Below are 23,472 nucleotides of genomic sequence, written 5' to 3'. Positions count from 1 at the left end.
GTCACAGGCGGACCCGGCCCCGGACCGGCGCGGGGCCCCCGGGTGTTCACCCGGTGGTCGCCCCACGGTGGTCCGGCCGGGCCGCGCGTCATCCGCGACGCGCGGCGCCACCCGTCCGTTCCCGGGCCGCGCGGCCCGGCGGCGGGGTGTCCGGGTCCGGCTCGTAGGAGTCCGGGTCGATCGTCGCGGGGGACACCCGGTCGTCGACGCCCGCGGTCAGCTCGGCGTCGACCGGGACCGACCGCTTGAGCAGCGCGAGCGCCACCGGGCCCAGCTCGTGGTGCTGGACGACCGTGCCCACCCGGCCGACCGTGCGGCCGTCGCGCACCACCGGGTCGCCGGTGCGCGGCAGGTCCTCGTCGCCGGCGTCGAGCATCAGCAGCACCGTGCGCCGCGGCGGGCGCCCCAGGTTCGCGACCCGGGCGACGGTCTCCTGGCCCCGGTAGCAGCCCTTGGTGAGGTGCACGGCGGAGCCGATCCAGCCGACCTCGTGCGGGATGGTGCGGTCGTCGGTGTCGCGGTGCAGGCGCGGTGCGCGCGACTCCACCCGCAGCGCCTCGAACGCGATCGTCCCGGCGGCCCGCGCCCCGGCCGCGGTGAGGTCCGCCCAGCGGGCGTCCTTCGTCCCGCGGGGGACGACGACGTCCGCCGCGTCCCGGCCCGGCCACGGCATCCGTCGCACGAACCCGCCGTCCGGCAGGGCCGTGACGCCGTTCGGCGCATCGGGCACCGGCAGCCCCGCCGCGGCGAGCACGGCCGCGGTCCCGGGGCCGACGACCGACAGCACCGCCAGCTCGGCGGTGACGTCGCGCGGCTCGACCTTCGACCAGAACACCATCTTCGCCAGGTAGTCGAGCAGTGCCGCGCCCTCGCCGGGCTCGGTGTCGAGCCAGACCGTGTCCGCCGACGACGCGACGGCCATGTGGTGCAGCACCCGGCCCTGCGCGTCGAGCACCAGCGCCTCGGTGCCGGTGCCGGGCGGCAGCTCGCTGACGTGCTGGGTGAGCAGCAGGTGCAGCCAGGACAGCCGCTCCTCGCCGGTCACCGCCAGCACCTCGCGGTGCCCGCGGTCGACGACGGCGGCGGAGCGGGCCATCGCCCGCTGCTCGGCCGGCGGGTCGCCGTGGTGCGCGGCGACGACGTCGTCCGGGTCGGGGGTCGTGTCCCCGGCGTTGTCGGTGGTGTCGGGGTCCTGCTCGGATCCGGGAACGGTCACCGGTCTCCCTCCGCGCCCTCCTGGGGCGCCGTGTCGTCCTGCTCGGGGGCTCCGTCGGCGGAGTCCTCGTCGTCGTGCGCACAGTCGACGCACGTGCCGGACAGGGCCACGTGCGTCGCGTCCAGGTGGAAGCCCAGGTCGGCGAGCGTGCGACTCGCCACATCGGAGAGCAGCTCGGTCGGCGCCTCGTCCACCCGGCCGCAGTGGTGGCAGACGAGGTGGACGTGGCGGTGCTGGTGCTCGGAGTAGGTCGGCGCACCGTGCCCGAGATGGGCGTGCCGGACGACGCCGAGCTCCTCGAGCAGGTCCAGCGTCCGGTACACCGTCGTGATGTTCACCGCCGGTGCCGTCGCCTGGACCCGGCTGCACACCTGCTCGGGTGTCGCGTGCCCCAGCTCCCGGACCGCGTCCAGCACGAGCTGGCGTTGAGGGGTCATCCGGAGCCCACGCCGGTGCAACGTGCCCTTCAGTGTGCTGTCCACACCGCCGATGGTATTCGGTACGGCCCGGTAGGCTCGGGCCACGAGGACGGTGACCGCACATCGTGTCACGGAACCGTCCGTCGCGGGGCCCGCCACGCCGACGGACGACCGTTGCACGCTGCGTGGTTCGCCGCGACCCCGTCGTCGTGACTACCCTGACCGGCGAGGTCGCGCCGAACCGTCGGTCCGCCGACCTCGTACGTGCCCTCCGAGGGCACCCATGTCGACGACCTGAGGAGAGGCGATGACGGCAGACGGGGCGGACCGCCCGGGCGGTTCCCCGCGGTTCGACGTCGTTCTCCGCGGCTACGACCGTCGGCAGGTGGACGAGCACATCGTCCAGATGCAGCGGCTCATGGGCCGGATGCGCGCGGACATCGACGTACTGCGGAGCCGGCCGATGCCGCCGCCCATGCCGGTGCCGCCGCCCGGCGGGTTCGCCGCCGGTCCGGCCGGCGGGCCGCCGCGCCCGGCACCGCGTCCGGGGCCGCGTCCCGGCCCGGGACCGTCGGACTCCGACCGGCACGGTGCCGTCGACAACTTCTCCGACCGCATGCAGGCGATCCTGCAGAAGGCCGAGGAGGAGGCGGAGGAGATCCGCAGCAAGGCCCGTGCCGACGCCGAGCGTGTCGTCACCGAGGCCCGCAAGCAGGTCGACCGCGCCCGCGCCGACGCCGACCGGGCCCGTGAGCAGGGCGACAAGCTCCGCACCGAGGTCGGGGAGCTGACCCGCCGTCGCGACGAGCTGCGCGCCGAGGTCGGGAAGGCCCCGGCCACCGGGGACAAGGCCCGCCACGAGATCCGGCCGGTCCCCGGCCCGGGGCAGAAGCCCGGCGGACCGTCCGGCGAGGCCGGGTCGTCCGACGACCGCTCCGCGAAGCCCGCCGCGGGTGACCGGCCCGGCACGGGTCAGCCCGGTGCGGCCAAGCCCGCCGGTCAGCCGGGCCCCGGGCTGGAGCCCGCCGCGCAGTCCGGTGCCGGTGCCAAGCCCGCCCCGCAGTCCGGTGCCGGCGCCACGCCGGCCGCCGCTGCCGCCGGCACGGGTGCAGACGCCTCCGCGCGCCCGGGGCAGGCCGACGCCCGGCCCGGTCGTCCCGACCAGGGTCGCTCCGACCAGGCCCGTCCCGACTCCGCGGACCAGCGGTCCGGTCGTCCCGGGCCGCGCCCGGGTGCGCCGGAGCCGCAGCGTCCCGGTGCCCGGTCCGGCGCCGAGGAGCGCCCGGGGTCCGAGCAACGTCCCGGTCAGAAGGACCAGGGCTCCGCGCGTCCGCAGGGCGCCCCGAACGGCCGCCCGCAGGCCCCCGCGGCCGGTGTCAACGGCGCCGGGGTGAACGGTGCCCGACCGGCCGCCGCCCAGGCGTCGCCGTCGGGCGATGCGGCACCCGCGCCGCGGCCCGGTCCGCGTCCGCAGCCGGGGCCCGCCCCGGCGCGCCAGGACTCCGGGTCCCAGTCCCGGCCCGACTCCGGTCCGGCCAAGCCCGGCACCGGTGGGGCGGGTACCGACCGTCCGGCCGGGGCACCGCAGCCCGCCCGGACGGACGCCTCGGGACCGCGTCCCGGCGGTACCGACGGGGACAAGGCCGCCGGCCCGCGCCCGGGTCCGCGGCCCGCACCGGGCCCGCGCCCGTCGCCGGCCCCCACCGGGCAGCAGGGCGGTGCCGAGCGCACCACCGCGGTCCGGCCCGGGGACGAGCCCGAACCCGCCGAGCTGTTCCGGCCCGCGTCGGAGTCCCGTCCGGTCGAGGCGGAGCCGAAGACGTCGGCCGTGCCGCGCCAGGACCCGCGTCCGACGCCCGGCGGCGACGCCGAGCGCACGGTCGCGGTCGGCGCCGTCCGCCGTTCCGGTGACACCCCAACGGATGGTTCGCAGAAGCCGCCGGCGGGGGAGAAGGGCACCGCGGCCGAGGGCGCGAAGGCCGACGCGGACCCGCCGACGACCGCGAACCCGGCCGCCGGGCGCGGCCCGGCGCGACCCGGTCCGGAGGGGGCCCGCAACGGCTCCGGCCAGGCCGGCCACGGTCAGAACGGTCGTAACGGTGCGTCGTCGGCGTCCGAGCCGTCGTCGCAGGGTGGCGAGAAGGGCAACGGCGCGACCCGCAACGGTTCCGGTGCGGCCACCGGTGACAAGGGCCGGACGGGCGCGGCGCAGCCGTCGACGGGGACGCGCAGCAGCTGAGGTTCCCCGCGCGGGGCCCGGGACCCCAATAAGGTCCGGGCCCATGCAGCTCGGCTCGTTCACGGTCCCGGTCCTGCCCCTCGTGGCGGTGCTGGGCGCGGGCGTGCTCGTGGTCCTGGTCCTGTGGGGTGTGTGGCGTGCGCGCCGCACCCCCGCGCCCGTGCCGCTGCCGCTCGAGCCCCCGCGCACGGCCGCGGACCCGCAGCCGTCCCATGCCGACTGGACCGGTGAGGCGGCCGGTGGCCCGGCCGACCCGCCGCGCCCGGCCCGTGCACGGACCGTCGCCGACGTGGTCGCCGAGCGCGGCGCGGACACCGGTCCGCTGCCGCGGGTGCCCGCGTACGCCGGCGCGGTCGTCGCCTCCGGTGCGGGGCGCCACGCCGCCCCCGACGACGACGGGGACGAGGGCTCGCTGGAGGCGCTGTTCGCCCCGGCCGACGAGCAGCCCGACGCGGCCACCCTCGCCCGGGGGCGAGACCCGGAGGCGACGGCCGCCGTGGCGCTCGCCGCGGCGCCGCCGGTCCCGGGTGCCGCGTCGGGAACCGGGGCGTCGGGTGCCGCGGTGGAGCCGCTGCCCCGGCCCCGGCCGACCCCGCGCCCCCGGTCGACCGGGCTGCGACGGGCCCGGGGCGCCGGGGCCGCCACGCGCGCCGGTCGTGCCCCCGACGGCCCCGACGCCAGCGACGGCACTGCGCGCGGCACGGCGGACGTGGAGCCCCTGTCCGCGACGACCCCGGCGGGCCCCCACGCCGCCACCGCTCCCGCCGACACCACCGGTCGGACGGACCCGGCCCGGACGGACAGCGGCGGTACGGACCGCGCCGACACCGCCGGCCCGGGCCGCGCCGCCGCCACGCCCCTCGCCGCAGCCGCTGCCGCTGCCGGAACCGACGGCCCTGCCGGAACCGACGGCCCTGCCGGAACCGACGGCCCTGCCGGAACCGACGGCCCTGCCGGAACCGACAGCACCCCCGCGACCGACAGCGCCACCGGGACCGACGCCACCGTCCCGGCCGACGCCACCGTCCCGGCCGACGCCACCGTCCCGGCCGACGTCATCGCAGCCCGGGACGCCGTGGGCACCCCCGGCGACCCGGCCACGCCGCCGGTCCCGGAGTGGCCTGTCGCGCGGCTGCGCATCGTCGACGACCTCACCGACGTCGTCGCGCCCGGCCCGGAGGCCACGCCCGCCGCGGCCGGGCAGACCCCGGCCACCGGGGACGACACCGTGCCCCCCGCCGCGGAACAGGCTCCGGCCGCCCGGAAGGACACCGCGCCCGGCCCGTTGCCGCCCTGGTCGGCCGAGCGCGCGGAACCGGCCGCGGAGGACCTCCCCGCGACGTCCGGGATCCCGGCGACGCCGCCCCCCGCGCCGACCCCGCCCACCGGGTCCGAGATCACGTCCCGGCCGACCCCCGAGCCGGTCTCCCGGGCCGTGCAGCAGGCCCTCGCGGCCCGCGCCGTGCAGCGGGCGCGCCTGCGCGCCACCGACGCCGTCGTCGACCCGCAACCCGACGTCCCCGGTGGCGAGCAGCAGGAGCTGCCGCTCGCCGTCGTCCCGACCGCGGGGGCGCGCACCCCGGCGGCCGGCGACGCGAAGGACCGGCTGCTCGGGGTGCTCCTGGAGGACCCGGCCCGCGCCGTCGACGCGACCGAACGGCTCGACGACACCCGCGACCGCATCGCCGAGCTCGACGAGGTCCTGCGCCGCCGCCGCGACGACCTGGCCGGCGCCGTCCGGCACCTGCACGAGTGCGGGCTCGACCCGGCGCAGATCGGCAGGCTGTCCGGGATGGCAGTCGACGACGTCCGCACCATCCTCGACGGCGAGGACGCCGAGCGCTGAGCCTCAGCGCAGCACGGTGAACCGCACGCCCGTCCCCGGTGGGGCCTGGGCGAGCAGCGGCAGGTCGGCGCGCTCGACGACGGCGATCACCGGGTAGCCACCGGTCGTCGGACGGTCGGCGAGGAACACCACCGGCGGCCCGTCCGGCGGGACCTGCACCGCGCCGGTCACCATCCCCTCGCTCGGCAGCTCCCGGTCGCGCAGCTCCGGGAGCCGCTGTGGGGACGGCCCGTCGAGACGGACCCCGATCCGGTTCCCGTCGGCCGTCACCGTCCACAGCGGACCGGCGAGGGCGGCGTGCGGGTCGGCGAACCAGTCGTCGCGGGGGCCGGGGCGCACCCGCAGCCCGACCACGGCACCGGGCAGCGACACCGGGACCGGCCCGGACACCGGGATCGGCCCGGACCACGGGCCGACCGGCAGCTCGTCGCCGTCCGCGACCGGGTCGGGTCCCAGCCCGGACAGCAGGTCGGTGCTGCGGCTGCCCAGCGCGAGCGGCACCTCCAGCCCGCCCGCGACGGCGAGATAGCACCGCAGCCCGCCGACCGGCGTCCCGACCGTCAGCTCGGCGCCGTCGGGCAGGTGCAGCGCCCGGTGCGACGCGGCCGGGCGGCCGTCGACGGACACCGGCGCGGGCGCCCCCGTGACGGCGACGGTCCGGCCCCCCAGGGCGCGCACCCGCAGTCCGCCGCCGAGCAGCTCCAGCCCGGCCGCGCCGTCGTCGTTGCCGACCAGACGGTTCCCCAGCTCGTACGCCGGCCCGTCCAGCGCGCCCGACGGCGGCACCCCCAGGTGCGCGTGCCCCGGACGTCCGCGGTCGGTCACCAGCGCCTGCGGCCCGGCCCGCACCACCAGCAGCGCGCTCACCGGGGCTCGAACCGGACGCGGTCGCCGGGGGTGAACAGCGCGGGCGGGTCGGCGACGGGGTCGAACAGGACCGTGTCGGTGCGGCCGATCAGCCGCCAGCCGCCGGGGGAGCGCCGCGGGTAGACGCAGCTGTAGACGTCGGCGATCCCGACCGAGCCGGCGGGCACCGCGGTCCGCGAGCTCTCCAGGCGTGGCTGCCGCAGCGGCTCCGGGAGCCCCGAGAGGTAGCCGAAGCCCGGCGCGAAGCCGCAGAAGTCCACCCGGTACTCCGCGCCGCTGTGCAGCGCGACCACCTCGTCGACGGTCAGGCCCGCGGTCTCGGCGACGAGCGCGAGATCCTCGCCGTCGTAGGTCACGGGCAGCGAGTGGACGGTGCCCGTGCCCGCCTCGCCGGCGGCCGGGTCCGCGGCCCGTGCGACCTGTACGACCCGCTCGGTGGCGGCTCCGGGCGCCACCTCGACGAGCACGGTCCGGGCGGCCGGGACCAGCTCCCGCACCTCGGGCAGCGCTGCGTCCCGCACGGCGGCGACGACGGCCGCCACCCCGGCGGCGTCGTCGACCTCCAGCAGCACCGCCCGCCCGCCGCAGCGGCGGACCCGGACCGCGACCAACTAGCCGACCACGCGGTGCAGGACGGCCGAGATGTGCGGCTGCATCGGCTGCCCGACCATCGCGCGCTCGTCGACGTAGGCGAGGTCGCCCTGGTTGACCAGGCCGTAGAGCCGCTTCGCCGCGGTGACCTCCTTGGCCGAGGGCGTCCGGGCGATGGCGTCGGTCTCGATCTGCCAGGACCGCATGTCGCCCCGCGGCCCGTAGTAGACCTCGACGATCCCGGTGTGGTGCGCGATCAGGACCTCGATCGAGCCGTCCTCCTGGGGACGCCAGAACCCGGTCTCGCGGGCGGCCTGGCGGATGATCCCGCCGTCGTCGTCGAGGAGCCAGGAGCGGGCCTCGTAGGACAGGAACGGACGCCCGTCGTGCGCCCAGGTGATCTGCTGGCCGAAGTGGAACGGGCCCTCGATCGTCGGGTAGACGACCTCGCCGGTGCCGCGCCAGGTACCGACCAGCGGCAGCAGGCCGAGGCAGGCCTCGTGCAGGTCGGGGCCCTGGCGCAGGTTGGCGGTGTCGTCGTCGACGGGCAGGTCGGGCCACTGCGGCCGGTTGCGCTGCGGGGAGTCCGGGGCCGCGTTCTCCGGACCGGTGATCGTGGTCTGCAGCTCCTCGTCGGACGCTGCGGCGGGCTCGGGGTCGGTCACGGGGTCTGCTCCTCGGTGTGGTGGTCGTCGGGGTCCCGTTCGGGATCGGGACCCGGCCCGGGCGCGGCGACGGGCTCGACGACGAACAGGCGACGGAGCAACCAGCCGGCCCAGGCGGCGGTTCCCGCGGACAGGGCGATCAACAGCCCGGTGGAGAACCAGTGCACGGCGGGCGAGTCTACTGACCTGCCACACCGTCGCGCCTCCCCGGCCGTCCCGACGCGCGGACCGTCGGCGGCCGGAACGCCGAACGCCGCCCCGGCGGGACCGGGACGGCGTTCGGGTGGAACGAGCGGGTCAGGCGACGGCGATCTCCGCGCGGTGCAGGCCGGGTCCGTCGGCGACGAGCTCGGACTGCCCGTTGCCCGAGCGCGACAGCGCCCGGACGGTCCAGGTGCCCGGGGCGGCGAAGAACCGGAAGTCACCCGAGGCCGAGGACACGACCTCCGCGGTGAACTCCCCGGTGCCGTCGAGCAGCCGTACGAAGGCCCCGGCCACCGGGTCGCCGGCGGCGACGACGCGGCCGGCGAGCACGGTCTCCTTGGAGAGGTCCGTGTTCGGGGGCAGGGTCAGGTTCTGGTCAGGTGCGGCACACATGTCACTTCGCTCCCAGCTCGATCGGCACGCCGATCAGCGAGCCGTACTCGGTCCAGCTGCCGTCGTAGTTCTTGACGTCGGAGTGGCCCAGGAGCTCGTGCAGCACGACCCAGGTGTGGCTGGAGCGCTCGCCGATGCGGCAGTAGGCGATGGTCGCCTTGCCCTCGTCGAAGCCGGCCTCCTTGTACAGCGAGGCGAGCTCGTCGTTCGACTTGAACGTGCCGTCCTCGTTGGCCGCCTTCGACCACGGGATGTTGATCGCGCTCGGCACGTGGCCCGGACGCTGGCTCTGCTCCTGCGGGAGGTGGGCCGGGGCCAGGATCTTGCCGGAGAACTCGTCGGGCGACCGGACGTCGACCAGGTTCTTGGCGTCGATGGCCTCGACGACCTCGTCGCGGAACGCGCGGATCGAGGTGTCGGCCTCCTTGGCGGTGTAGGAGGTCGCGGGCCGGTCCTTGACGTCGGTGGTCAGGGTCCGGCCGTCGAGCTCCCACTTCTTGCGGCCGCCGTCGAGCAGCACCACGTTGTCGTGGCCGTAGAGCTTGAACTCCCAGTACGCGTAGGCGGCGAACCAGTTGTTGTTGCCGCCGTAGAGCACGACCTTGTCGTCGTTCGAGACGCCCTTGGCGGAGAGCAGCTGCTCGAACTGCTCCTTGGTGGGGATGTCGCGACGGACCGCGTCCTGCAGCTCGTCGGTCCAGTTGACCTTGACCGCACCGGGGATGTGGCCCCCGTCGTAGGCGGTGGTGTCCTCGTCGACCTCGAGGAACACCACCCCGTCGGTCTCCAGGTTCTCTTCCGCCCAGTCGGCGGTGACGAGGACGTCCTCGCGGCTCATGTCGATCTCTCCCGAATCGTGTGTCGTGGGAACGGTCAGGACTGCGCGGCGGTGCCGCGCAGGCGGGCGAGGAGCCCGTACATCTCGCAGCCGAGGCAGAAGCCGAAGGCCGCGTTGAGGAAGGCCGCCGCGAGCGCCGCCGCCGTGGCGACGACACCGAGCACGGTCAGGCCGGACAGGTAGCCGGCCGCCGCGACGACGGTGAACACCAGCCCGACGGTCTGCGAGAAGCGGACCGGGGCGGCGTCCTCGCGCTCGGCGGGCGGACCCAGCCGGGGGGCGAGGAGGTGCCGGTACACGACGCCGTAGGGGGCGAACCGCATGCCGGCGAACGCGCCGACGGCGAAGACGACGGCCTGCGCGAGTACGAGCAGGCCGCTGCCGGACAGCAGCACCAGCGCCAGGACGACGGTGGTGATCGCGGCGGAGAAGCGGACCCCGCGCGGGTCGAGCCGGGGCTCGACGAGCGCGGATCCGCGGTCCGTGACGGACATGGGACTCCAGTAACCGGGGCGGGAACCTCGGCGTCGCGGGACGCCGGGGCTCAGGACACGCGGGTCAGGAGTCCAGACACAGGCAGCCGGCGAGGCGGCACAGATCGACCGTGCGGCGTCGGGTCAGCGGCCAGTTCACGGGACCGAGCCTAGCCGACGATCCGTGCCGAGCCCAGTGGTCGGCGCCCACCGGACATCACACACACGTTCTCAGCCGGTGGGAAGGGCGGCGACGAGCTCGTCGGTGCGCGGGACCCCGGAGACCCGTAGGACCTCGGCACCGCGGGCGTCGAAGACGACCGTGGTCGGGGTCCGCAGCACGCCCAGCGCCCGGGCGACGTCGACGCGCTCGGCGACGTCGACCTCCACGTGCGCCACGCCCGGGTCCGCCGCGGCCAGGTCGCCGAGGACGCGCGCGGTCTGCCGGCACGGCGCGCAGACCGGGGAGGACAGCTGCAGCAGCAGCGCCCGGCGCCCGTCCGGCTCGGTCCCGGCCAGCTCCCAGCCCGGCCCGGCCGCGGCGGGCGCGCCGCCGTCGTGCCCGGAGGGCCGGAGCCGCCCCGAACGGCGGCGCAGGACCAGCCCGGCGAGCGTCGCCATTAGCAGGACGACGACCAGCACCACCGCACCCGTGACGTCCACCGACGCCCCCTCTCAGCCCGCGGAGCGGGACGTGCCCGGTCCTCCGCCCACGCTCAGGTCGCGCACGGACCCGGCGACCTGCAGGACGTTGTACTCCGGAACGCTCGCCGAGGTCGCGGTGACGCCCAGCGGCAGCGGACCCGGGTCGATGTCCACGGCGAGCGCGCGCAGCATCGAGGTGCGGACCGCGTCCGGCACCGGCTCGTCCGAGCCGTTGATCCGGACGTCGCGCGGGACGATCCGCATCGTGCCGCGGTCGACGACGAGCACGGCCAGCACGGCCACCTGCGCGTCGGCGCCGTCCACCGGCATCTCCGCGACGAACCGTGCCGCGTTGCGCGGGTCGAGCCCGCGCAGCGTCGGGTCGCCGCCGGCCCGGATCACCGAGTCGATCGCGTTCGCGTCGACGGCCTCGACCGACAGCCGCGTCACCCCGGCGGCCGGACCGCCGGCGTCGACGACCATCCGGCGGATGTCGTTCGGGCTGACCTGCACGATGCCCTCGGCCGCCGCGGCGCGGAACCGGGCGGGCCCGAGCCCGGCGAGGTCGGACAGGTCCCCGCGCAGGCCGTACATCTGCACCTGGAGCTCGGGGGTGCGCAGCGGCCCGACCGGGACCCGCTGCAGCGTCATCTCGACGTGGTCGTAGCGGCCGGTCGCGGCCTGGGCGAGCACCGAGAAGCCGTGCACCTGCACGTGGGGGTCCTCGGGGAGGTCGAGCCGGTCGCGCAGTGCGCGGGAGATGCCCGACTCGACGGCCGCCCCGGTGGCGAGGTCGCCCACGACGAGCACGGCGGCCACCGCCAGGACGGCGACGAGCACGCGACGGACGGGGCGTCCCACGACCGGGCCTCCACAGGATCGGGATAGGTCCTGACCAGGGTAGAGAGCCCCGCCGCCGGTCCGGTGGGCGGCCCCGGGGCCCCGGATCGGTTCCGATCCCCGGCGGGAACGATCCAGATCGGGGCGTGAAACCCGTCGCTCTGCGGCTGACCGTGGGGTGACGTCCCGGTATCGTCCGCGTATCGCGAGAAGGGGGAGTCCATGGAACTGCTCCTGCTGACCACGGCTCCGGATGCGGCAGCCGTACTGCCCGCCCTGTCGCTGCTGCCGCACAACGTGCGGACCGCGGCGCCCGAGGTGGCGGCACTGCTCGACGCCGGTCCGCACGACGCCGTCCTGGTGGACGCCCGCTCCGACCTGGTCGCCGCGCGCAGCCTGTGCCGGCTGCTGGGCAGCGCCGGGACCGACGCGCCGGTGATCGCCGTGCTGAACGAGGGCGGCCTGGTCGCCGTGTCCGGCGAGTGGGTGGTCGACGAGATCCTGCTCCCCGACACCGGCCCGGCCGAGGTGGACGCCCGGCTGCGGCTGCTGCGGTCGCGCCCCGGCGCCGAGTCCGCGTCCGGGGGTGGCGCGCTCGTCCTCGGCGAGCTCGTCATCGACGAGGCGACGTACTCGGCGCGGCTCAAGGGCCGGCTGCTGGAGCTCACCTACAAGGAGTTCGAGCTGCTCAAGTACCTCGCGCAGCACGCGGGACGGGTGTTCACCCGGGCCCAGCTGCTGCAGGAGGTCTGGGGCTACGACTTCTTCGGTGGCACCCGCACCGTCGACGTCCACGTCCGGCGGCTGCGCGCCAAGCTCGGCGGCGAGCACGAGCAGATGATCGGCACCGTGCGCAACGTCGGCTACAAGTTCGTCCGCCCGTCGCGCGGAGGGCTGTCCGCGCCGCCCGACCAGGACGACGCGGACCCCGAGCCCGTCCCGGACCGTCGCCTGCCCGGCGCCCGGCCCCCGACCGGCCCGGGACGTGGAGCGTGGGTGCCGCGGTGACCTAGGGTCGGCGCTCGTGGACCCGCAGGAGCACTCCCGTCTCGACGCCGCCACCGTCTCCGCGGTGCAGGACCTGCTGAGGGCGGCGACCGCCGCCGACGGCGCCGAACCGCTCTCCGAGCAGTTCCTGATGCACCTGCGCCCGGACGCCCCCGCCGACGGCGTGACGCACCTCGTCGTCGCCGGTGACGACGGCGCCGTGGACGGCTACGCCCAGGTCGACGGCACCTACGCCGAGCTGGCGGTGCACCCCGGCGCACGACGGCGGGGGATCGGCGGCGCGCTCGTCGCCGCGGTCGAGAAGGTCACCGCCGACCCGCACGTGTGGGCGCACGGCGACCTCGACGCCGCGAAGGAGCTCGCCGCGGGCCGGGGCTACCGCCGGGACCGCGTGCTCTGGCAGATGCGCCGCACCACCGCGGCGGGCCCGCTGCCCGCCCTGACCGTCCCCGACGGCGTCACGATCCGCGCCTTCGAACCCGGCCGCGACGACGACGAGTTCCTGCGCGTCAACAACGCCGCCTTCGACTGGCACCCCGAGCAGGGCGGCTGGACCGGCGCCGAGCTCGCCGCGCGGGAGGCCGAGGACTGGTTCGACCCGGCCGGGTTCCTGCTCGCCGTCGACGGCGGCGGCACCCTGCTCGGCTACCACTGGACCAAGGTCCACCCCGCGACCGGCGACGAGCGGGCCCTGGGCGAGGTCTACGTCCTCGGCGTCGACCCGGCCACCCACGGGCGGGGGCTCGGGAAGGTCCTGACCCTCGCCGGGCTGCACCACCTGCACGACCGCGGACTGGACACGGTGCTGCTCTACGTCGAGGCCGACAACGCCCCCGCCGTGGCCGTCTACGAGCGCCTCGGGTTCGCCGTGCACGCCGCGGACGTCAACTACGCCCGGTGAGACCCCGTCACCGTTCGACGACCGGTGACGGGGTTCGTTCGAACGTGTGACGCAGGTCCACCCGGTCGCCGACCCTGTTCATCCCACGTTCATCTTCCGTGGGGGTGGCGTCCAACGTCGACTCCTAGCGTCTGCGGCCGAGTGGTCACCCCAGACCGCCGTCCCGCAACCGGCTCCCGCCGACTCGGAGGAAACTGCAGTGAAGACCAAGCGGCGCGCGCCCCGGGCGCGCCTGGCTGCCGTCGGTATCGCCACGTCCTGCGCACTGTTCGTCGCCGGCTGCGGTGCGGCGAACGAGGGCGGCGGCTCGGACGCCCAGGGTTCGGGCGTCACCGGCCAGATCGCCGGTGCGGGCGCGAGCTCCCAGCAGGCGGCCATGCAGGCCTGGATCGCCGGCTTCGGCGGCGCCAACCCGGGTGCGACCGTCAACTACCAGCCGGTCGGCTCGGGCGGTGGCCGCACCCAGTTCATCCAGGGCGGTGTCCAGTTCGCCGGCACCGACGCCTACCTCAAGGACGACGAGCTGGCCAAGGCGCGCGAGCGCTGTGGCGGTTCGGTCATCGAGGTGCCGAGCTACGTCTCGCCGATCGCCGTCGTCTTCAAGCTGAACGGCGTCAACGACCTGACCCTGTCCCCGGCCACCATCGCCGGTCTCTTCAAGGGCCAGATCACCACCTGGAACGACCCGAAGATCGCCGCGGACAACCCGGGCGTCCAGCTCCCGGCCACCCGCGTCACCCCGGTGCACCGCTCCGACGAGTCGGGCACCACCCAGAACTTCACCGACTTCCTGAACAAGGCCGCCCCGTCGGTGTGGACCGACAAGGCCGCGCAGACCTGGCCGGTCCAGGGTGGCGAGGCCGCGCAGGGCACCTCCGGCGTCGTGACCGCCGTCGGCGGCGGCGACGGCACCATCGGCTACGCCGACGCCAGCCAGGCCAAGGACCTCGGCAAGGCCAAGGTCAAGCTGGGCGACCAGGCGGTCGAGCCGACCGCCGAGGCCGCGGCCAAGATCCTCGAGGAGTCCACGCGCGTCGAGGGCCAGGGCGACACCTCGTTCGCCTTCGACCTCAACCGGACCGCCACCGGCGGTGCCTACCCGGTCGTGCTGGTGTCCTACCTGCTCGCGTGCCCGCAGTACCCGGACGCCGCCCAGGCCGACACCACCAAGGCGTTCCTGAAGTACGTGGTCTCGTCCGAGGGCCAGCAGACCGCCGCCCAGAACGCGGGCTCCGCGCCGCTGTCGGACACGCTCCGCGGACAGATCGACCCGGTGATCGACCAGATCAAGGCCCAGGGCTGAGTCTGAGTCGGATGTCATCTAGCCAGGAGCCCCGGGCGGTCGTCATCATGGTGACCGCCCGGGGTTCCCGGCCGCTCGAGTCCCCTGCCCAGCGCGTTCCGCACCCCCAGGGATCACAGTGACCACCACGGAAAACTCGCCCGCGCCCGCACCTGCGAAGCCGGTGACCCAGCTCGGGGACCGGATCTTCGCCGGGTCGGCCAAGGGCGCAGGCATCCTCATCCTCGTCGTCCTCGCCGGCGTCGCGGCCTTCCTCGTCAGCGAGGCGTTCCCGGCCGTCGTGGCCCCTGCGTCCGAGGTGCACGGCGGACTCGCCCTCTACATCGCGCCGCTCATCTTCGGCACGCTCGTCAGCGCGGTCATCGCGCTGATCGTGGCGACGCCGCTGGCGATCGCGGTCGCCCTGTTCATCAGCCACTACGCCCCGCGCCGGCTCGCACAGACGCTCAGCTACGTCGTCGACCTGCTGGCCGCGGTGCCGTCCATCGTGTACGGCCTGTGGGGCATGGCCACCCTGGCCCCGGCGACCGTCGGGCTGATGGTGTGGCTGAACACCTACCTCGGCTGGCTGCCGTTCTTCGCCGGCCCGCCGTCGGCCACCGGCCGCACGATGCTGGTCGTCGGCCTCGTCCTCGCCGTGATGATCCTGCCGATCATCACCGCCGTCGCCCGTGAGGTCTTCCTCCAGGCGCCGAAGCTGCACGAGGAGGCCGCGCTCGCCCTGGGGGCGACCCGCTGGGAGATGATCCGGCTCGCGGTGCTGCCGTTCGGCCGCTCCGGGATCGTCTCGGGCGCGATGCTCGGCCTCGGCCGCGCGCTCGGCGAGACCATGGCGGTGGCGATCATCCTGTCGGTCTCCGGCGGGATCACGTTCAACCTGATCGGCTCCGGCAACCCGTCGACGATCGCCGCGAACATCGCGCTGCAGTTCCCCGAGGCGTCCGGCCTCGACGTCAACGTCCTCATCGCGTCCGGCCTGGTGCTCTTCCTGATCACCCTGCTGGTCAACATGATCGCTCGCTACATCGTCGAGCGCCGTCGCGAGTTCTCGGGAGCGAACTGACATGTCCACCGGGACCGAACGAAACCGCACCGACACCGAGGCGACCGTGACCGGAAGCACGCTGCAGGCCCCGGCCGCGACGACGGCTCTGCCGCGTCGCAAGGGCTCCCTCCCGAGCTGGTCCCCGTGGGCCCTGGTCGCCGGATCGGCCGTGGTGGCCGCCGGTGTGACGGCCCTGGCGGGTGGCTTCTCCATCGGGCTGTGGGTCTTCCTGACCGTGGTCGTGTACCTGGTCGCCACCTACGCGGTGTCCCGGGCGGTGGAGGGCGGTCGCAAGGCCGCCGACCGGCTGGTGACGGCGACCGTCACGGGCGCGTTCCTGCTCGCGATGGTCCCGCTGGTGTCGGTGCTGTGGACGGTCGTGTCGAACGGCTGGGCGCGGTTCGACCCGACGTTCTTCGACAGCTCGATGCGCGGCGTCGTCGGGGTCGGCGGCGGTGCGCTGCACGCCATCCAGGGCACTCTGATCATCACGGCGCTCGCCGCGGTCATGTCGATCCCGGTGGGTGTGCTGACCGCGATCTACCTGGTCGAGTACGGCAACCGGTCGCGGCTGGCGCGGGCGATCACGTTCTTCGTCGACGTCATGACGGGTATCCCGTCGATCGTCGCCGGTCTGTTCGCGTTCGCGCTGTTCGCGCTGTTCGTCGGTCCGGCGGTGCGGTTCGGCTTCGCCGGTGCGGTCGCCCTGACGGTCCTCATGATCCCGATCGTGGTGCGCTCCACCGAGGAGATGCTCAAGATCGTCCCGAACGAGCTGCGCGAGGCCGCGTACGCGCTCGGTGTGCCGAAGTGGCGGACGATCCTCAAGGTCGTCATCCCCACGACGGCCGGCGGTATCGCGACCGGCGTCATGCTCGCCGTCGCCCGCGTCATCGGTGAGACCGCCCCGCTGCTGGTCACCACGGGCCTGGCGCTCGGCGTCAACCTGAACCCGTTCTCGGGGCCGATGGCCACGCTGCCGGTGTTCTCCTACTACTCCTACGCCGTTCCCGGCATCCCGCGCGAGGCGTTCCTCGACCGGGCCTGGACCGCCGCGCTGGTCCTGATGCTCGTCGTCATGGTGCTGAACATCGTCGCCCGCATCATCTCCCGCATTTTCGCCCCGAAGACCCGATAAGGAATCCGCGACATGGGCAAGAGTGTCGAAGCCAAGGACCTGAACATCTACTACGGGTCGTTCCTCGCCGTCGAGGGCGTCAACATGACGATCAAGCCGAAGACCGTGACGGCCCTCATCGGCCCGTCCGGCTGCGGCAAGTCGACCTTCCTGCGGTCGATCAACCGGATGCACGAGAACATCCCCGGCGCCCGCGTCGAGGGGAAGCTCGAGCTCGACGGCCAGGACCTCTACGGCGCCAACGTCGACCCGGTCGGCGTCCGCCGCCAGATCGGCATGGTCTTCCAGCGGCCCAACCCGTTCCCGACGATGTCGATCTACGACAACGTCATCGCGGGCATGAAGCTGAACAACAAGCGGGCGTCGAAGTCCGAGTTCGACGACACCGTGGAGCGGTCGCTGCGCGGCGCCAACCTCTGGAACGAGGTCAAGGACCGGCTCGACAAGCCCGGCTCGGGCCTCTCCGGTGGTCAGCAGCAGCGGCTCTGCATCGCCCGCGCGATCGCGGTGCGCCCGGACGTCCTGCTGATGGACGAGCCCTGCTCGGCGCTGGACCCGATCTCCACGCTCGCGATCGAGGACCTGATCAACGAGCTGAAGAACGACTACACGATCGTCATCGTGACCCACAACATGCAGCAGGCGGCGCGGGTCAGCGACTTCACCGGCTTCTTCAACATCGAGGGCACCGGCAAGCCCGGCAAGCTGGTCGAGCTCGACGAGACCAAGACGATCTTCTCCCAGCCGAAGCAGAAGGCGACCGAGGACTACGTGTCCGGTCGCTTCGGCTGATCGGCTCCGCCGTACGACACGGCCCCGGCCCCGCGAGGGGGTCGGGGCCGTCGTCGTTGTGAGGCGGATCACCATGCCGTTGTCGTCCTTCGCCGCGGGGCCAGGATCGGACCGTGGAGACCGACCGTGCCGACGGGTCCGCCGTGAGGCGCCCCGACTTCGGGATCGACGCCCCCTACGTCCCGGCCGGGTACCTGGCCGGAGCCGTCGTCGCCGCGGTGCCGGCGGTCCTGTTCGGGCCGTGGTGGCGGATCACTGCGGCCTTCTTCCTGCTCGGCGCCGGGATCTACCTGCACACCACGCGACGCGGCAAGTTCGTGGCCTGGGAGCGGCTGCTCGACCGCGCCGCGATCGCCGAGGACGCCCGCGTGCTCGACGTCGGCTGTGGTCGCGGCGCGGTGACGGTCGCGGTGGCCCGGCGGGTGCCCCGCGGCCGTGTGGCCGGCGTCGACCTGTGGCGGCGCGGGGACCAGTCGGGCAACGACCCGGCGACGACGCGCGCGAACCTCGAGGCCGCGGGGGTGGCCGAGCGGGTGGAGCTGCACACCGCGGACATGCGCGACCTCCCGTTCCCGGACGCGTCGTTCGACCTCGTCGTGTCCTCGCTCGCCGTGCACAACCTCCCCCGGCCCGAGGACCGCGACCGGGCCGTCGACGAGATGTGCCGGGTGCTGCGTCCGGACGGCCGGCTCGTCGTCGCGGACCTCGGGAGGACCGCGCGCTACGCCGAGCGGATCCGCGCGCGACGGCCGTCGGCGACCGTCACCCGGACCGGTCTGGGGCCGATCATGTGGTGGAGCGGGCCCTGGGTCGGGACGAGCGTGGTCGTCGCCGGGCCGTCCGGGGAGTGAACCTCAGAGCGCGGGCAGCTCGTCCACGGTGCCGCCGGTGACGGCGTAGACGACGTGGTCGGCCAGGTGCACGCAGTGGTCGGCGTAGCGCTCGTGGAAACGGGCCAGCAGCGCGGCGTCGACGGCGGCCGGCACCCCCGCGGTCCACTCCGGGCCGAACATCAGCTCGAAGACCTCGCGGTGCAGGGCGTCGACGACGTCGTCGTCGTCGCGCAGCTCGGCGGCGAGGACGACGTTGTGGGTGCGGAGCACCTCGACGGCCTTGTCGCCCATGGCCGCGACCCGGGCGCCGTAGTCGCGGAACAGCGGGCGGGCCTGCTCGGCGAGCACCACACGGTCCCCGTTGCGCACGACGGTGGCGGCGACGTGCCGGGCCAGGTCACCCATCCGCTCCAGCTGCTGGGCGCACCGCAGGGCGGTGATCACCGAGCGCAGCGGCGCGACCATCGGCTGGTGGATGTTCATGGTCTCGACGGCGAGCAGCTCGATCGCGTCGCGGTGGCCGTCGATGACGGGGTCGTGGGAGACGACCTGCTCGGCGAGCCGGGGGCGGTCGCACAGGAGCGCCTCGGACGCGTCGCGGAACGCGGAGGCGACGAGCGGACCCATCTCGTCGAGCATGGACTGGAGCTGCGTCAGGTTGTCGTCGAGCGTCTCCCTGCGCATGGCGACGACCTTAGATCGGAGTCCGTGACGGCTTCGGCCCGGGACCGGTGAACGCTCGGTGAACGCCGGGGTCAGGCGGCGCGGGCCCGCAGGCCGACGCGCAGGCCGACCCGGAAGCGCTCGGTGGAGCCGAGGACGGTCGACCGGACCCCGGTCACCTCGAACCACTCGAGGGCGTGTCCGGCGCGGCTCATGCCGTCCCGGATCGCAGCCTCGACGCTCTCGTCCGAGGTCCCGACGACCTCGGTGACGACGCAGCCCGCGTGTTCCATGCAGCAGACGTGCCCCCGGCGTCTCACCGTCAAACTCGATCGGTCGACCGTTCGCCGAGCGGGGTGTATCGACTACGTCGAACGGGGCAACGACGCTCTCAGACGGCGAGCGGACCGGGCATCTGACCGGTGACGACGTACACGATCCGGCGAGCGACGGCGACGGCGTGGTCGGCGTACCGCTCGTAGAAGCGCGCGAGCAGCGCGACGTCGACCGCGGCGGACACCCCGTGGGTCCAGTTGCGGTCCATCAGCACGGTGAACATGTGCTGGTGGATGTCGTCGACGGCGTCGTCGTCGGCCTCGAGCTCGTTCGCCGCGTCCAGGTCACGGGTGCGGATGACCCGCCCGGCCTTCTCCGCGAGCTCCACACCGACCCGGCCCATCTCGGCGAAGTAGGACTTCACCTCGTCGGGCAGCACGGTCTGCGGGTGCCTGCGGCGGGCGGCCTGGGCGACGTGCAGGGCGAGGTCGCCCATGCGCTCGATGTCGCCCGCACCGTGGATCGCGGCGACGACGACCCGCAGGTCGGTCGCGACCGGCGCCTGCAGGGCGAGCAGGCCGAAGGCCCGGTGCTCCGCGGCGGCACGGACGTCGTCGATCTTGATGTTCTCGGAGATGACCTGCTCGGCGAGCTGGAGGTCGGCCTCGAGCAGCGCTGTCGTGGCGCGCGCCATGGCACGTGCGACGTCGTCGCACATGTCCGCCAGGCCGGAGGCCAGCTCGTCCAGCTGCTCCTGATAGGTGTCGCGCATGTCCCGAGCCTAGGCCCCCGGACGGGAACGTTCAGCCGCAGCGGGTGAACCCGCCGTGAACGCTGGACGACAACCCCCGTTCGGGGGATATGGGCGGTTCAGCCGCAGTCGGCGTCGTCGGAGGGGACGGCCTGCACCGGGGCCGCGTCGCCGGCCCCGACGACGAGCTCCAGCACGCGGCTCCCGGTCGGGTCCGGGACGGGCCGGGCTCCGGGCAGCGCCTCCACGAGCGTGCCCGCGGCGTCGGTGTTGTCGGGGGAGTAGCGGACCTGCGCGCCGGGTGCGGCCGGGCCGGGCGTGACAGTGCCGATCTCGTAGCCGCGTTCGTGCAGGTCCGCGGCGATCCGGTCGGCCGCACCGGGACGCCCGGTCGCGTCGACCAGGTTAACGACGGTGCCCGGCGCCGGGGCGGCCGCGGACCGGGAGGCCGGCGCGGTCGCGCTCTCGGGCAGCGGCTCGTGCTCGCGCAGCGCGGAGAACAGGGTGCGTGCCTCGGAGCGGCGCAGCTCCAGCTGGCCCCGCGTGTTCGGGGTCTCGGTGACCGGGACGGACAGGAACACCGGGGTGTCGGCGTCGCCCGCGGCGCCGGACCGGGCGAGCCCGCGGGCGAGGGTGAGGATCTCGCCGGCGTCGACGCCGTCCGCCGACAGCGCCGACGACACCCCGGCCGCGGAGCGGCCCGGCGCACCCGGGGTCAGCAGCGAGGTGGTCGAGAGCGCGTCGCCGAGCGCGGCGGCGAGCACGCGCTGCTGGCGCCGGACCCGGTTCGCCGGGGAGCTGTCCGCGGTGCCCGCGGCGGAGGCGAACCGGACCGCGGTGGGCCCGTCGAGCTCCACGGTGCCCGAGCCCTCCACGACCGGGCCGAGCACCGGGTCCACGACCGGCCGCTCGGTGCAGACCTCGATCCCGCCGACGGCGTCGACGAGCTGCGGGGTCCCGGCCAGGTCGAGCGCGACGAAGCCGCTCATCGGCATGCCGGTCAGCTGCTGGACGACGCCGACGCTGCAGGCCGGTCCGCCGACGTCGTAGGCGGTGGCGAACGCGGTGCGGGACTCCGCGGGCACGGTGTCGCCGTAGGTGCCGGTGGCGGCGTCGAAGCGCCGGCACGGCGGCCGGGACACCTCCAGCGTCGCGGGGATCGACAGGGTGACGGCCGGGCCGCCGCCCGCGGGCTGGTGGACCAGCACCGCCGTGTCGGTGCGCGCGGACTCCGCGGTGCCCGCGCGGTCGGCCTGCAGGCCCAGCACCAGGACGTTGCGGTCACCCGCCTGGGCGTCGGCGTCGAGGATCGCGTCGGTGTCCGGGGCGAGGGCGGCGACGTCGCGGACGCCGTCGTGCACCTCGCTGCGCCCGGAGAACCCGAAGGCGGTGGTGGCCAGGACGAGCACCGCGGCCGCCGCGGCGCCGATCCGCAGCGCGCGGGCGCGGGGGTCGAGCCGGGCCGGTGGCGGGGTGTCGGCCGGTCCCGGCTCCGCGACCTCCTCGGCCGTGGTGGTGTCCTCGACGGGCGGGTCGTCCCGGTAGCGACGACGACGGCGGCGCGGCACCAGCGCGTCGAAGACCTCGGTGACGCGCGAGTCCGCGGCGCCGCGGCGGGCGGGCCGCGACGGCGCCGCGCCCGCCCCGGTCTCCGTGTCGCCGTCGGTCCCACCGCTCCGGGTGGCCCCGGCGCTCACGGCGTCGCCCGCGTTCCGGCCGGCTCCGGTGCTCCCGGCGTCCGCTGTGTTCCGGGTGGCTCCGGTGCTCCGGGGGGCCCGGGCGTCCGGGTGGGCTGCGGCGGCCGGAGTCGCCCCGGTGTCCGCGGCCGGGCGGGCAGCGGTGGTCGGTGTGGTCCCGGAGGTACGGCCGCCCCGTGGCGCCGGGGTGGCCCCGGTGCCCGGGCCGGTTCCGGTGGCCGGGGTGGCGGCGCGCGCGGTCGCCGGGGTCTCCCCGGGGGTGCGGGCGGGCCGGGCCCCGGGGCCACCCGGCGACGCCGGACGGGCGGTGCCGCCCGCGGGCGGCACCGGGGTGGTCCGCGACGGGTCACCGTCGCGCGGGCGCGGACGCTGCGGCGCCGGTGGCTCACCGGGACGGCGGGGTACGGGGCCGCCGCGCACGCGTCGCACACCGGTCGGGGGGACCGGTCCCGGCAGCGGGGCGTCGGCGGGCCGCGGCTGCGACGGATGCGCGCCGCTCACCGGCTGCGGCCCCGCCGGCTGGGATCCGGACGCGGGGCGCGGCTGCGGGCCGGAGGGGTGGGTCCCGGTGGCGGGGCGCTGCTGCGGCCCGGACGGGTGGGTCCCGGAGCCGGGACGGGGCTGCGGCCCGGACGGGTGCGCGCCGGGGCGCCCCTGCGGGCCCGACGGGTGCGCTCCGGACGGCGGGACCTGCGCCCCGGGAGGGCTCTGCGGTGCGGGGGGCGCGGGCGGGCCCGCGTCGTCCGGACGCCGACGCGTACGCCGGGACCGGCGCACCTCGTCGTCGCCGTCCTGCACCGGGCCTCCTCGTCGCGACCGCCGGAGCGGAAGCGCGTGACGGGCGCGGCGTCGGGGGAGCGCGCCCTTCCGGGATCGTGCGGTCGCGGGGACCGCACGGAGGATCTTATTCGGCCCGGGCCGACGCGGGTGGCGCGGGGCGCGACGCGCCCTGCTCCGGTTGGGGGATCGACCTGCGTCCGGCTGCCGCACCGGCGAGGCTCACCCGGCCGTCGGCGTCGCGGTGGGCGACGGCGTTCCGGCCCGCCTGCTTGGCCGTGTAGAGGAGCACGTCGGCCTCGGTGACGAGGGCCTCGACGTCGTCGTCGCCGGGACGGGACCGGGCGACGCCGATGCTGATCGTCATCCGCAGGTCCGGGTGCAGGTCGCTCCAGTCGTGCGCGGCGACGCTCTCGCGGGCGGTCTCGCAGGCCGCGACGCCCTCCTCGGCCGTCAGCCCGGGCAGCACCAGAGCGAACTCCTCGCCGCCGTAGCGGGCGCAGAACGCGCCGGGCGGCAGGGCCCGGCCCAGCTCCAGGACCATCCGCTGCAGGACCCGGTCCCCGAACGGGTGCCCGTGGGTGTCGTTGACCAGCTTGAAGTGGTCGATGTCGGCCAGTGCCAGGCAGACCGGCAGGTCCGTGCCCGCGGCGAGCAGGTCGATCAGCCGCTCGTCGAGGTACCGGCGGTTGTACGACGCCGTCAGGCTGTCGCGGCGGCTCTGCTCACGGGCCTCGGCGTGCTCGCGGCGGAGCCGGTCGAGCTCGTCGGCCGGGCTGGGCGCGCTGAGGCCGTGCAGGAGCCGGACGGCCTCGCGCAGGTGCAGGTAGGCCTGCTCGTAGCGACGGTGCTCGGCGAGCCGCTCGGCGGCCGCGGTGTGCAGGGCCGCGCGGGCCGCGGGGGAGGCGGGGGCGACGTCGTCGCCCGGGGTGTCGGGCCCGGGAACGGGCGGCGACGGGTCGACACGGCGTGCGGACCGCACGAGCCTGCGCACCGTCCATGCGGTGTCGGTCATGGTCCACCTCCCCGTCGTCGAGCCGTTCGGCCGCTGG

The 23,472-nt window shown here is 75.4% G+C and carries 26 protein-coding genes; 9 read left to right on the top strand and 17 right to left on the bottom strand.

Annotated features, from left to right (window positions below; all coding sequences use genetic code 11):
- Positions 1-88 precede the first annotated feature (88 nt).
- Positions 89-1,216, bottom strand: a complete 1,128-nt coding sequence (locus KPL60_RS01965; RefSeq protein ID WP_226354840.1) for a folate-binding protein YgfZ — start codon at positions 1,214-1,216, stop codon at positions 89-91.
- Positions 1,213-1,653, bottom strand: a complete 441-nt coding sequence (locus KPL60_RS01960; RefSeq protein ID WP_083658651.1) for a Fur family transcriptional regulator — start codon at positions 1,651-1,653, stop codon at positions 1,213-1,215. The genes KPL60_RS01965 and KPL60_RS01960 overlap by 4 nt, the downstream gene beginning before the upstream one ends.
- Before the next feature lie 289 nt (positions 1,654-1,942).
- Here KPL60_RS01960 and KPL60_RS01955 point away from each other — a divergent pair, with 289 nt between their 5' ends.
- Both KPL60_RS01955 and KPL60_RS01950 read left to right on the top strand, forming a co-directional pair.
- On the top strand, positions 1,943-3,874 hold the full coding sequence (locus KPL60_RS01955) for a hypothetical protein (RefSeq protein ID WP_226364691.1): 1,932 nt from the start codon (positions 1,943-1,945) through the stop codon (positions 3,872-3,874).
- Between the two features lie 43 nt (positions 3,875-3,917).
- The gene (locus tag KPL60_RS01950) at positions 3,918-5,720 is read left to right on the top strand and encodes a hypothetical protein (RefSeq protein ID WP_226364690.1); all 1,803 of its coding nucleotides are present in this window, start codon (positions 3,918-3,920) and stop codon (positions 5,718-5,720) included.
- A gap of 3 nt (positions 5,721-5,723) precedes the next feature.
- On the opposite strand, the gene KPL60_RS01945 is transcribed toward KPL60_RS01950, so the two are convergent.
- The 10 genes from KPL60_RS01945 to KPL60_RS01905 all read right to left on the bottom strand — a co-directional run bounded on the left by KPL60_RS01945 (position 5,724) and on the right by KPL60_RS01905 (position 11,257).
- Positions 5,724-6,587, bottom strand: a complete 864-nt coding sequence (locus KPL60_RS01945; protein ID WP_226354843.1) for a biotin-dependent carboxyltransferase family protein — start codon at positions 6,585-6,587, stop codon at positions 5,724-5,726.
- A complete protein-coding gene (locus KPL60_RS01940; RefSeq protein ID WP_226364689.1) occupies positions 6,584-7,198 on the bottom strand; it encodes an allophanate hydrolase subunit 1 in 615 nt (204 codons plus the stop codon). The genes KPL60_RS01945 and KPL60_RS01940 overlap by 4 nt, the downstream gene beginning before the upstream one ends.
- A complete protein-coding gene (locus KPL60_RS01935; RefSeq protein ID WP_062404071.1) occupies positions 7,199-7,804 on the bottom strand; it encodes an FABP family protein in 606 nt (201 codons plus the stop codon).
- A 35-nt stretch (positions 7,805-7,839) separates the two neighbouring features.
- Positions 7,840-8,010 (bottom strand): hypothetical protein, encoded by a 171-nt coding sequence (locus KPL60_RS01930; protein ID WP_157818430.1) that lies wholly within the window; start codon positions 8,008-8,010, stop codon positions 7,840-7,842.
- 130 nt (positions 8,011-8,140) lie between these two features.
- Positions 8,141-8,440 carry a DUF1416 domain-containing protein gene (locus tag KPL60_RS01925; RefSeq protein WP_178374777.1) on the bottom strand — a complete coding sequence of 100 codons (300 nt, stop codon included), beginning with the start codon at positions 8,438-8,440 and terminating at the stop codon, positions 8,141-8,143.
- Position 8,441: 1 nt separating this feature from the next.
- Complete coding sequence (locus KPL60_RS01920; RefSeq protein ID WP_226354845.1) at positions 8,442-9,278, bottom strand: sulfurtransferase; 837 nt, start codon at positions 9,276-9,278, stop codon at positions 8,442-8,444.
- Between the two features lie 35 nt (positions 9,279-9,313).
- A complete protein-coding gene (locus KPL60_RS01915) occupies positions 9,314-9,772 on the bottom strand; it encodes a DUF4395 domain-containing protein (protein ID WP_100879370.1) in 459 nt (152 codons plus the stop codon).
- Between the two features lie 64 nt (positions 9,773-9,836).
- Entirely contained in the window at positions 9,837-9,911 is a 75-nt protein-coding gene (locus KPL60_RS35040; protein ID WP_350662235.1) for a putative leader peptide, read from the bottom strand.
- Positions 9,912-9,982: 71 nt separating this feature from the next.
- Positions 9,983-10,414, bottom strand: coding sequence for a thioredoxin family protein (locus KPL60_RS01910; protein ID WP_226354846.1), 432 nt, complete (start codon positions 10,412-10,414; stop codon positions 9,983-9,985).
- Positions 10,415-10,426: 12 nt separating this feature from the next.
- Positions 10,427-11,257: a DUF2993 domain-containing protein gene (locus KPL60_RS01905; RefSeq protein ID WP_226354847.1), complete on the bottom strand. Its 831-nt coding sequence runs from the start codon at positions 11,255-11,257 to the stop codon at positions 10,427-10,429.
- Between the two features lie 201 nt (positions 11,258-11,458).
- On the opposite strand from KPL60_RS01905, the gene KPL60_RS01900 reads away from it, so the two are divergent.
- The 7 genes from KPL60_RS01900 to KPL60_RS01870 all read left to right on the top strand — a co-directional run bounded on the left by KPL60_RS01900 (position 11,459) and on the right by KPL60_RS01870 (position 18,274).
- On the top strand, positions 11,459-12,244 hold the full coding sequence (locus KPL60_RS01900; RefSeq protein WP_062399702.1) for a response regulator transcription factor: 786 nt from the start codon (positions 11,459-11,461) through the stop codon (positions 12,242-12,244).
- Positions 12,245-12,260: 16 nt separating this feature from the next.
- Positions 12,261-13,145: a mycothiol synthase gene (mshD, locus tag KPL60_RS01895; RefSeq protein ID WP_226364688.1), complete on the top strand. Its 885-nt coding sequence runs from the start codon at positions 12,261-12,263 to the stop codon at positions 13,143-13,145.
- 199 nt (positions 13,146-13,344) lie between these two features.
- Positions 13,345-14,448 (top strand): phosphate ABC transporter substrate-binding protein PstS, encoded by a 1,104-nt coding sequence (gene pstS, locus KPL60_RS01890; RefSeq protein ID WP_226364687.1) that lies wholly within the window; start codon positions 13,345-13,347, stop codon positions 14,446-14,448.
- Positions 14,449-14,566: 118 nt separating this feature from the next.
- Positions 14,567-15,511, top strand: coding sequence for a phosphate ABC transporter permease subunit PstC (pstC, locus tag KPL60_RS01885; RefSeq protein ID WP_226354850.1), 945 nt, complete (start codon positions 14,567-14,569; stop codon positions 15,509-15,511).
- Position 15,512: 1 nt separating this feature from the next.
- Entirely contained in the window at positions 15,513-16,631 is a 1,119-nt protein-coding gene (gene pstA / locus KPL60_RS01880; protein WP_255655120.1) for a phosphate ABC transporter permease PstA, read from the top strand.
- A 12-nt stretch (positions 16,632-16,643) separates the two neighbouring features.
- On the top strand, positions 16,644-17,423 hold the full coding sequence (gene pstB / locus KPL60_RS01875; RefSeq protein ID WP_226354852.1) for a phosphate ABC transporter ATP-binding protein PstB: 780 nt from the start codon (positions 16,644-16,646) through the stop codon (positions 17,421-17,423).
- A gap of 113 nt (positions 17,424-17,536) precedes the next feature.
- A complete protein-coding gene (locus tag KPL60_RS01870) occupies positions 17,537-18,274 on the top strand; it encodes a class I SAM-dependent methyltransferase (protein WP_226364686.1) in 738 nt (245 codons plus the stop codon).
- A 3-nt stretch (positions 18,275-18,277) separates the two neighbouring features.
- On the opposite strand, the gene KPL60_RS01865 is transcribed toward KPL60_RS01870, so the two are convergent.
- The 5 genes from KPL60_RS01865 to KPL60_RS01845 form a co-directional block, all read right to left on the bottom strand.
- Positions 18,278-18,940: a PhoU domain-containing protein gene (locus tag KPL60_RS01865; RefSeq protein ID WP_226364685.1), complete on the bottom strand. Its 663-nt coding sequence runs from the start codon at positions 18,938-18,940 to the stop codon at positions 18,278-18,280.
- Between the two features lie 71 nt (positions 18,941-19,011).
- Positions 19,012-19,212, bottom strand: coding sequence for a dodecin domain-containing protein (locus tag KPL60_RS01860; RefSeq protein WP_100879374.1), 201 nt, complete (start codon positions 19,210-19,212; stop codon positions 19,012-19,014).
- Positions 19,213-19,310: 98 nt separating this feature from the next.
- Positions 19,311-19,967 (bottom strand): phosphate signaling complex protein PhoU, encoded by a 657-nt coding sequence (gene phoU / locus KPL60_RS01855; protein ID WP_226364684.1) that lies wholly within the window; start codon positions 19,965-19,967, stop codon positions 19,311-19,313.
- A 98-nt stretch (positions 19,968-20,065) separates the two neighbouring features.
- Positions 20,066-21,643 carry an LCP family protein gene (locus KPL60_RS01850; protein ID WP_226364683.1) on the bottom strand — a complete coding sequence of 526 codons (1,578 nt, stop codon included), beginning with the start codon at positions 21,641-21,643 and terminating at the stop codon, positions 20,066-20,068.
- A gap of 904 nt (positions 21,644-22,547) precedes the next feature.
- On the bottom strand, positions 22,548-23,435 hold the full coding sequence (locus KPL60_RS01845) for a GGDEF domain-containing protein (protein WP_226364682.1): 888 nt from the start codon (positions 23,433-23,435) through the stop codon (positions 22,548-22,550).
- Positions 23,436-23,472: the final 37 nt, after the last annotated feature.

It is taken from the genome of Pseudonocardia sp. ICBG162, from assembly GCF_020496225.1.
Taxonomy (GTDB): domain Bacteria; phylum Actinomycetota; class Actinomycetes; order Mycobacteriales; family Pseudonocardiaceae; genus Pseudonocardia; species Pseudonocardia alni.
This window is presented reverse-complemented; position numbering and strand designations above follow the sequence as displayed.

Bases quoted from the DNA above. Each gene is read 5' to 3' on its own strand.
- KPL60_RS01960 (WP_083658651.1), bottom strand. From the start codon at position 1,653: ATGACCCCTCAACGCCAGCTCGTGCTGGACGCGGTCCGGGAGCTGGGG.
- KPL60_RS01955 (WP_226364691.1), top strand. From the start codon at position 1,943: ATGACGGCAGACGGGGCGGACCGCCCGGGCGGTTCCCCGCGGTTCGAC.
- KPL60_RS01950 (WP_226364690.1), top strand. From the start codon at position 3,918: ATGCAGCTCGGCTCGTTCACGGTCCCGGTCCTGCCCCTCGTGGCGGTG.
- KPL60_RS01925 (WP_178374777.1), bottom strand. From the start codon at position 8,440: ATGTGTGCCGCACCTGACCAGAACCTGACCCTGCCCCCGAACACGGAC.
- KPL60_RS01920 (WP_226354845.1), bottom strand. From the start codon at position 9,278: ATGAGCCGCGAGGACGTCCTCGTCACCGCCGACTGGGCGGAAGAGAAC.
- KPL60_RS01915 (WP_100879370.1), bottom strand. From the start codon at position 9,772: ATGTCCGTCACGGACCGCGGATCCGCGCTCGTCGAGCCCCGGCTCGAC.
- KPL60_RS01900 (WP_062399702.1), top strand. From the start codon at position 11,459: ATGGAACTGCTCCTGCTGACCACGGCTCCGGATGCGGCAGCCGTACTG.
- pstA (WP_255655120.1), top strand. From the start codon at position 15,513: ATGTCCACCGGGACCGAACGAAACCGCACCGACACCGAGGCGACCGTG.
- pstB (WP_226354852.1), top strand. From the start codon at position 16,644: ATGGGCAAGAGTGTCGAAGCCAAGGACCTGAACATCTACTACGGGTCG.
- KPL60_RS01865 (WP_226364685.1), bottom strand. From the start codon at position 18,940: ATGCGCAGGGAGACGCTCGACGACAACCTGACGCAGCTCCAGTCCATG.
- KPL60_RS01860 (WP_100879374.1), bottom strand. From the start codon at position 19,212: ATGGAACACGCGGGCTGCGTCGTCACCGAGGTCGTCGGGACCTCGGAC.
- phoU (WP_226364684.1), bottom strand. From the start codon at position 19,967: ATGCGCGACACCTATCAGGAGCAGCTGGACGAGCTGGCCTCCGGCCTG.
- KPL60_RS01845 (WP_226364682.1), bottom strand. From the start codon at position 23,435: ATGACCGACACCGCATGGACGGTGCGCAGGCTCGTGCGGTCCGCACGC.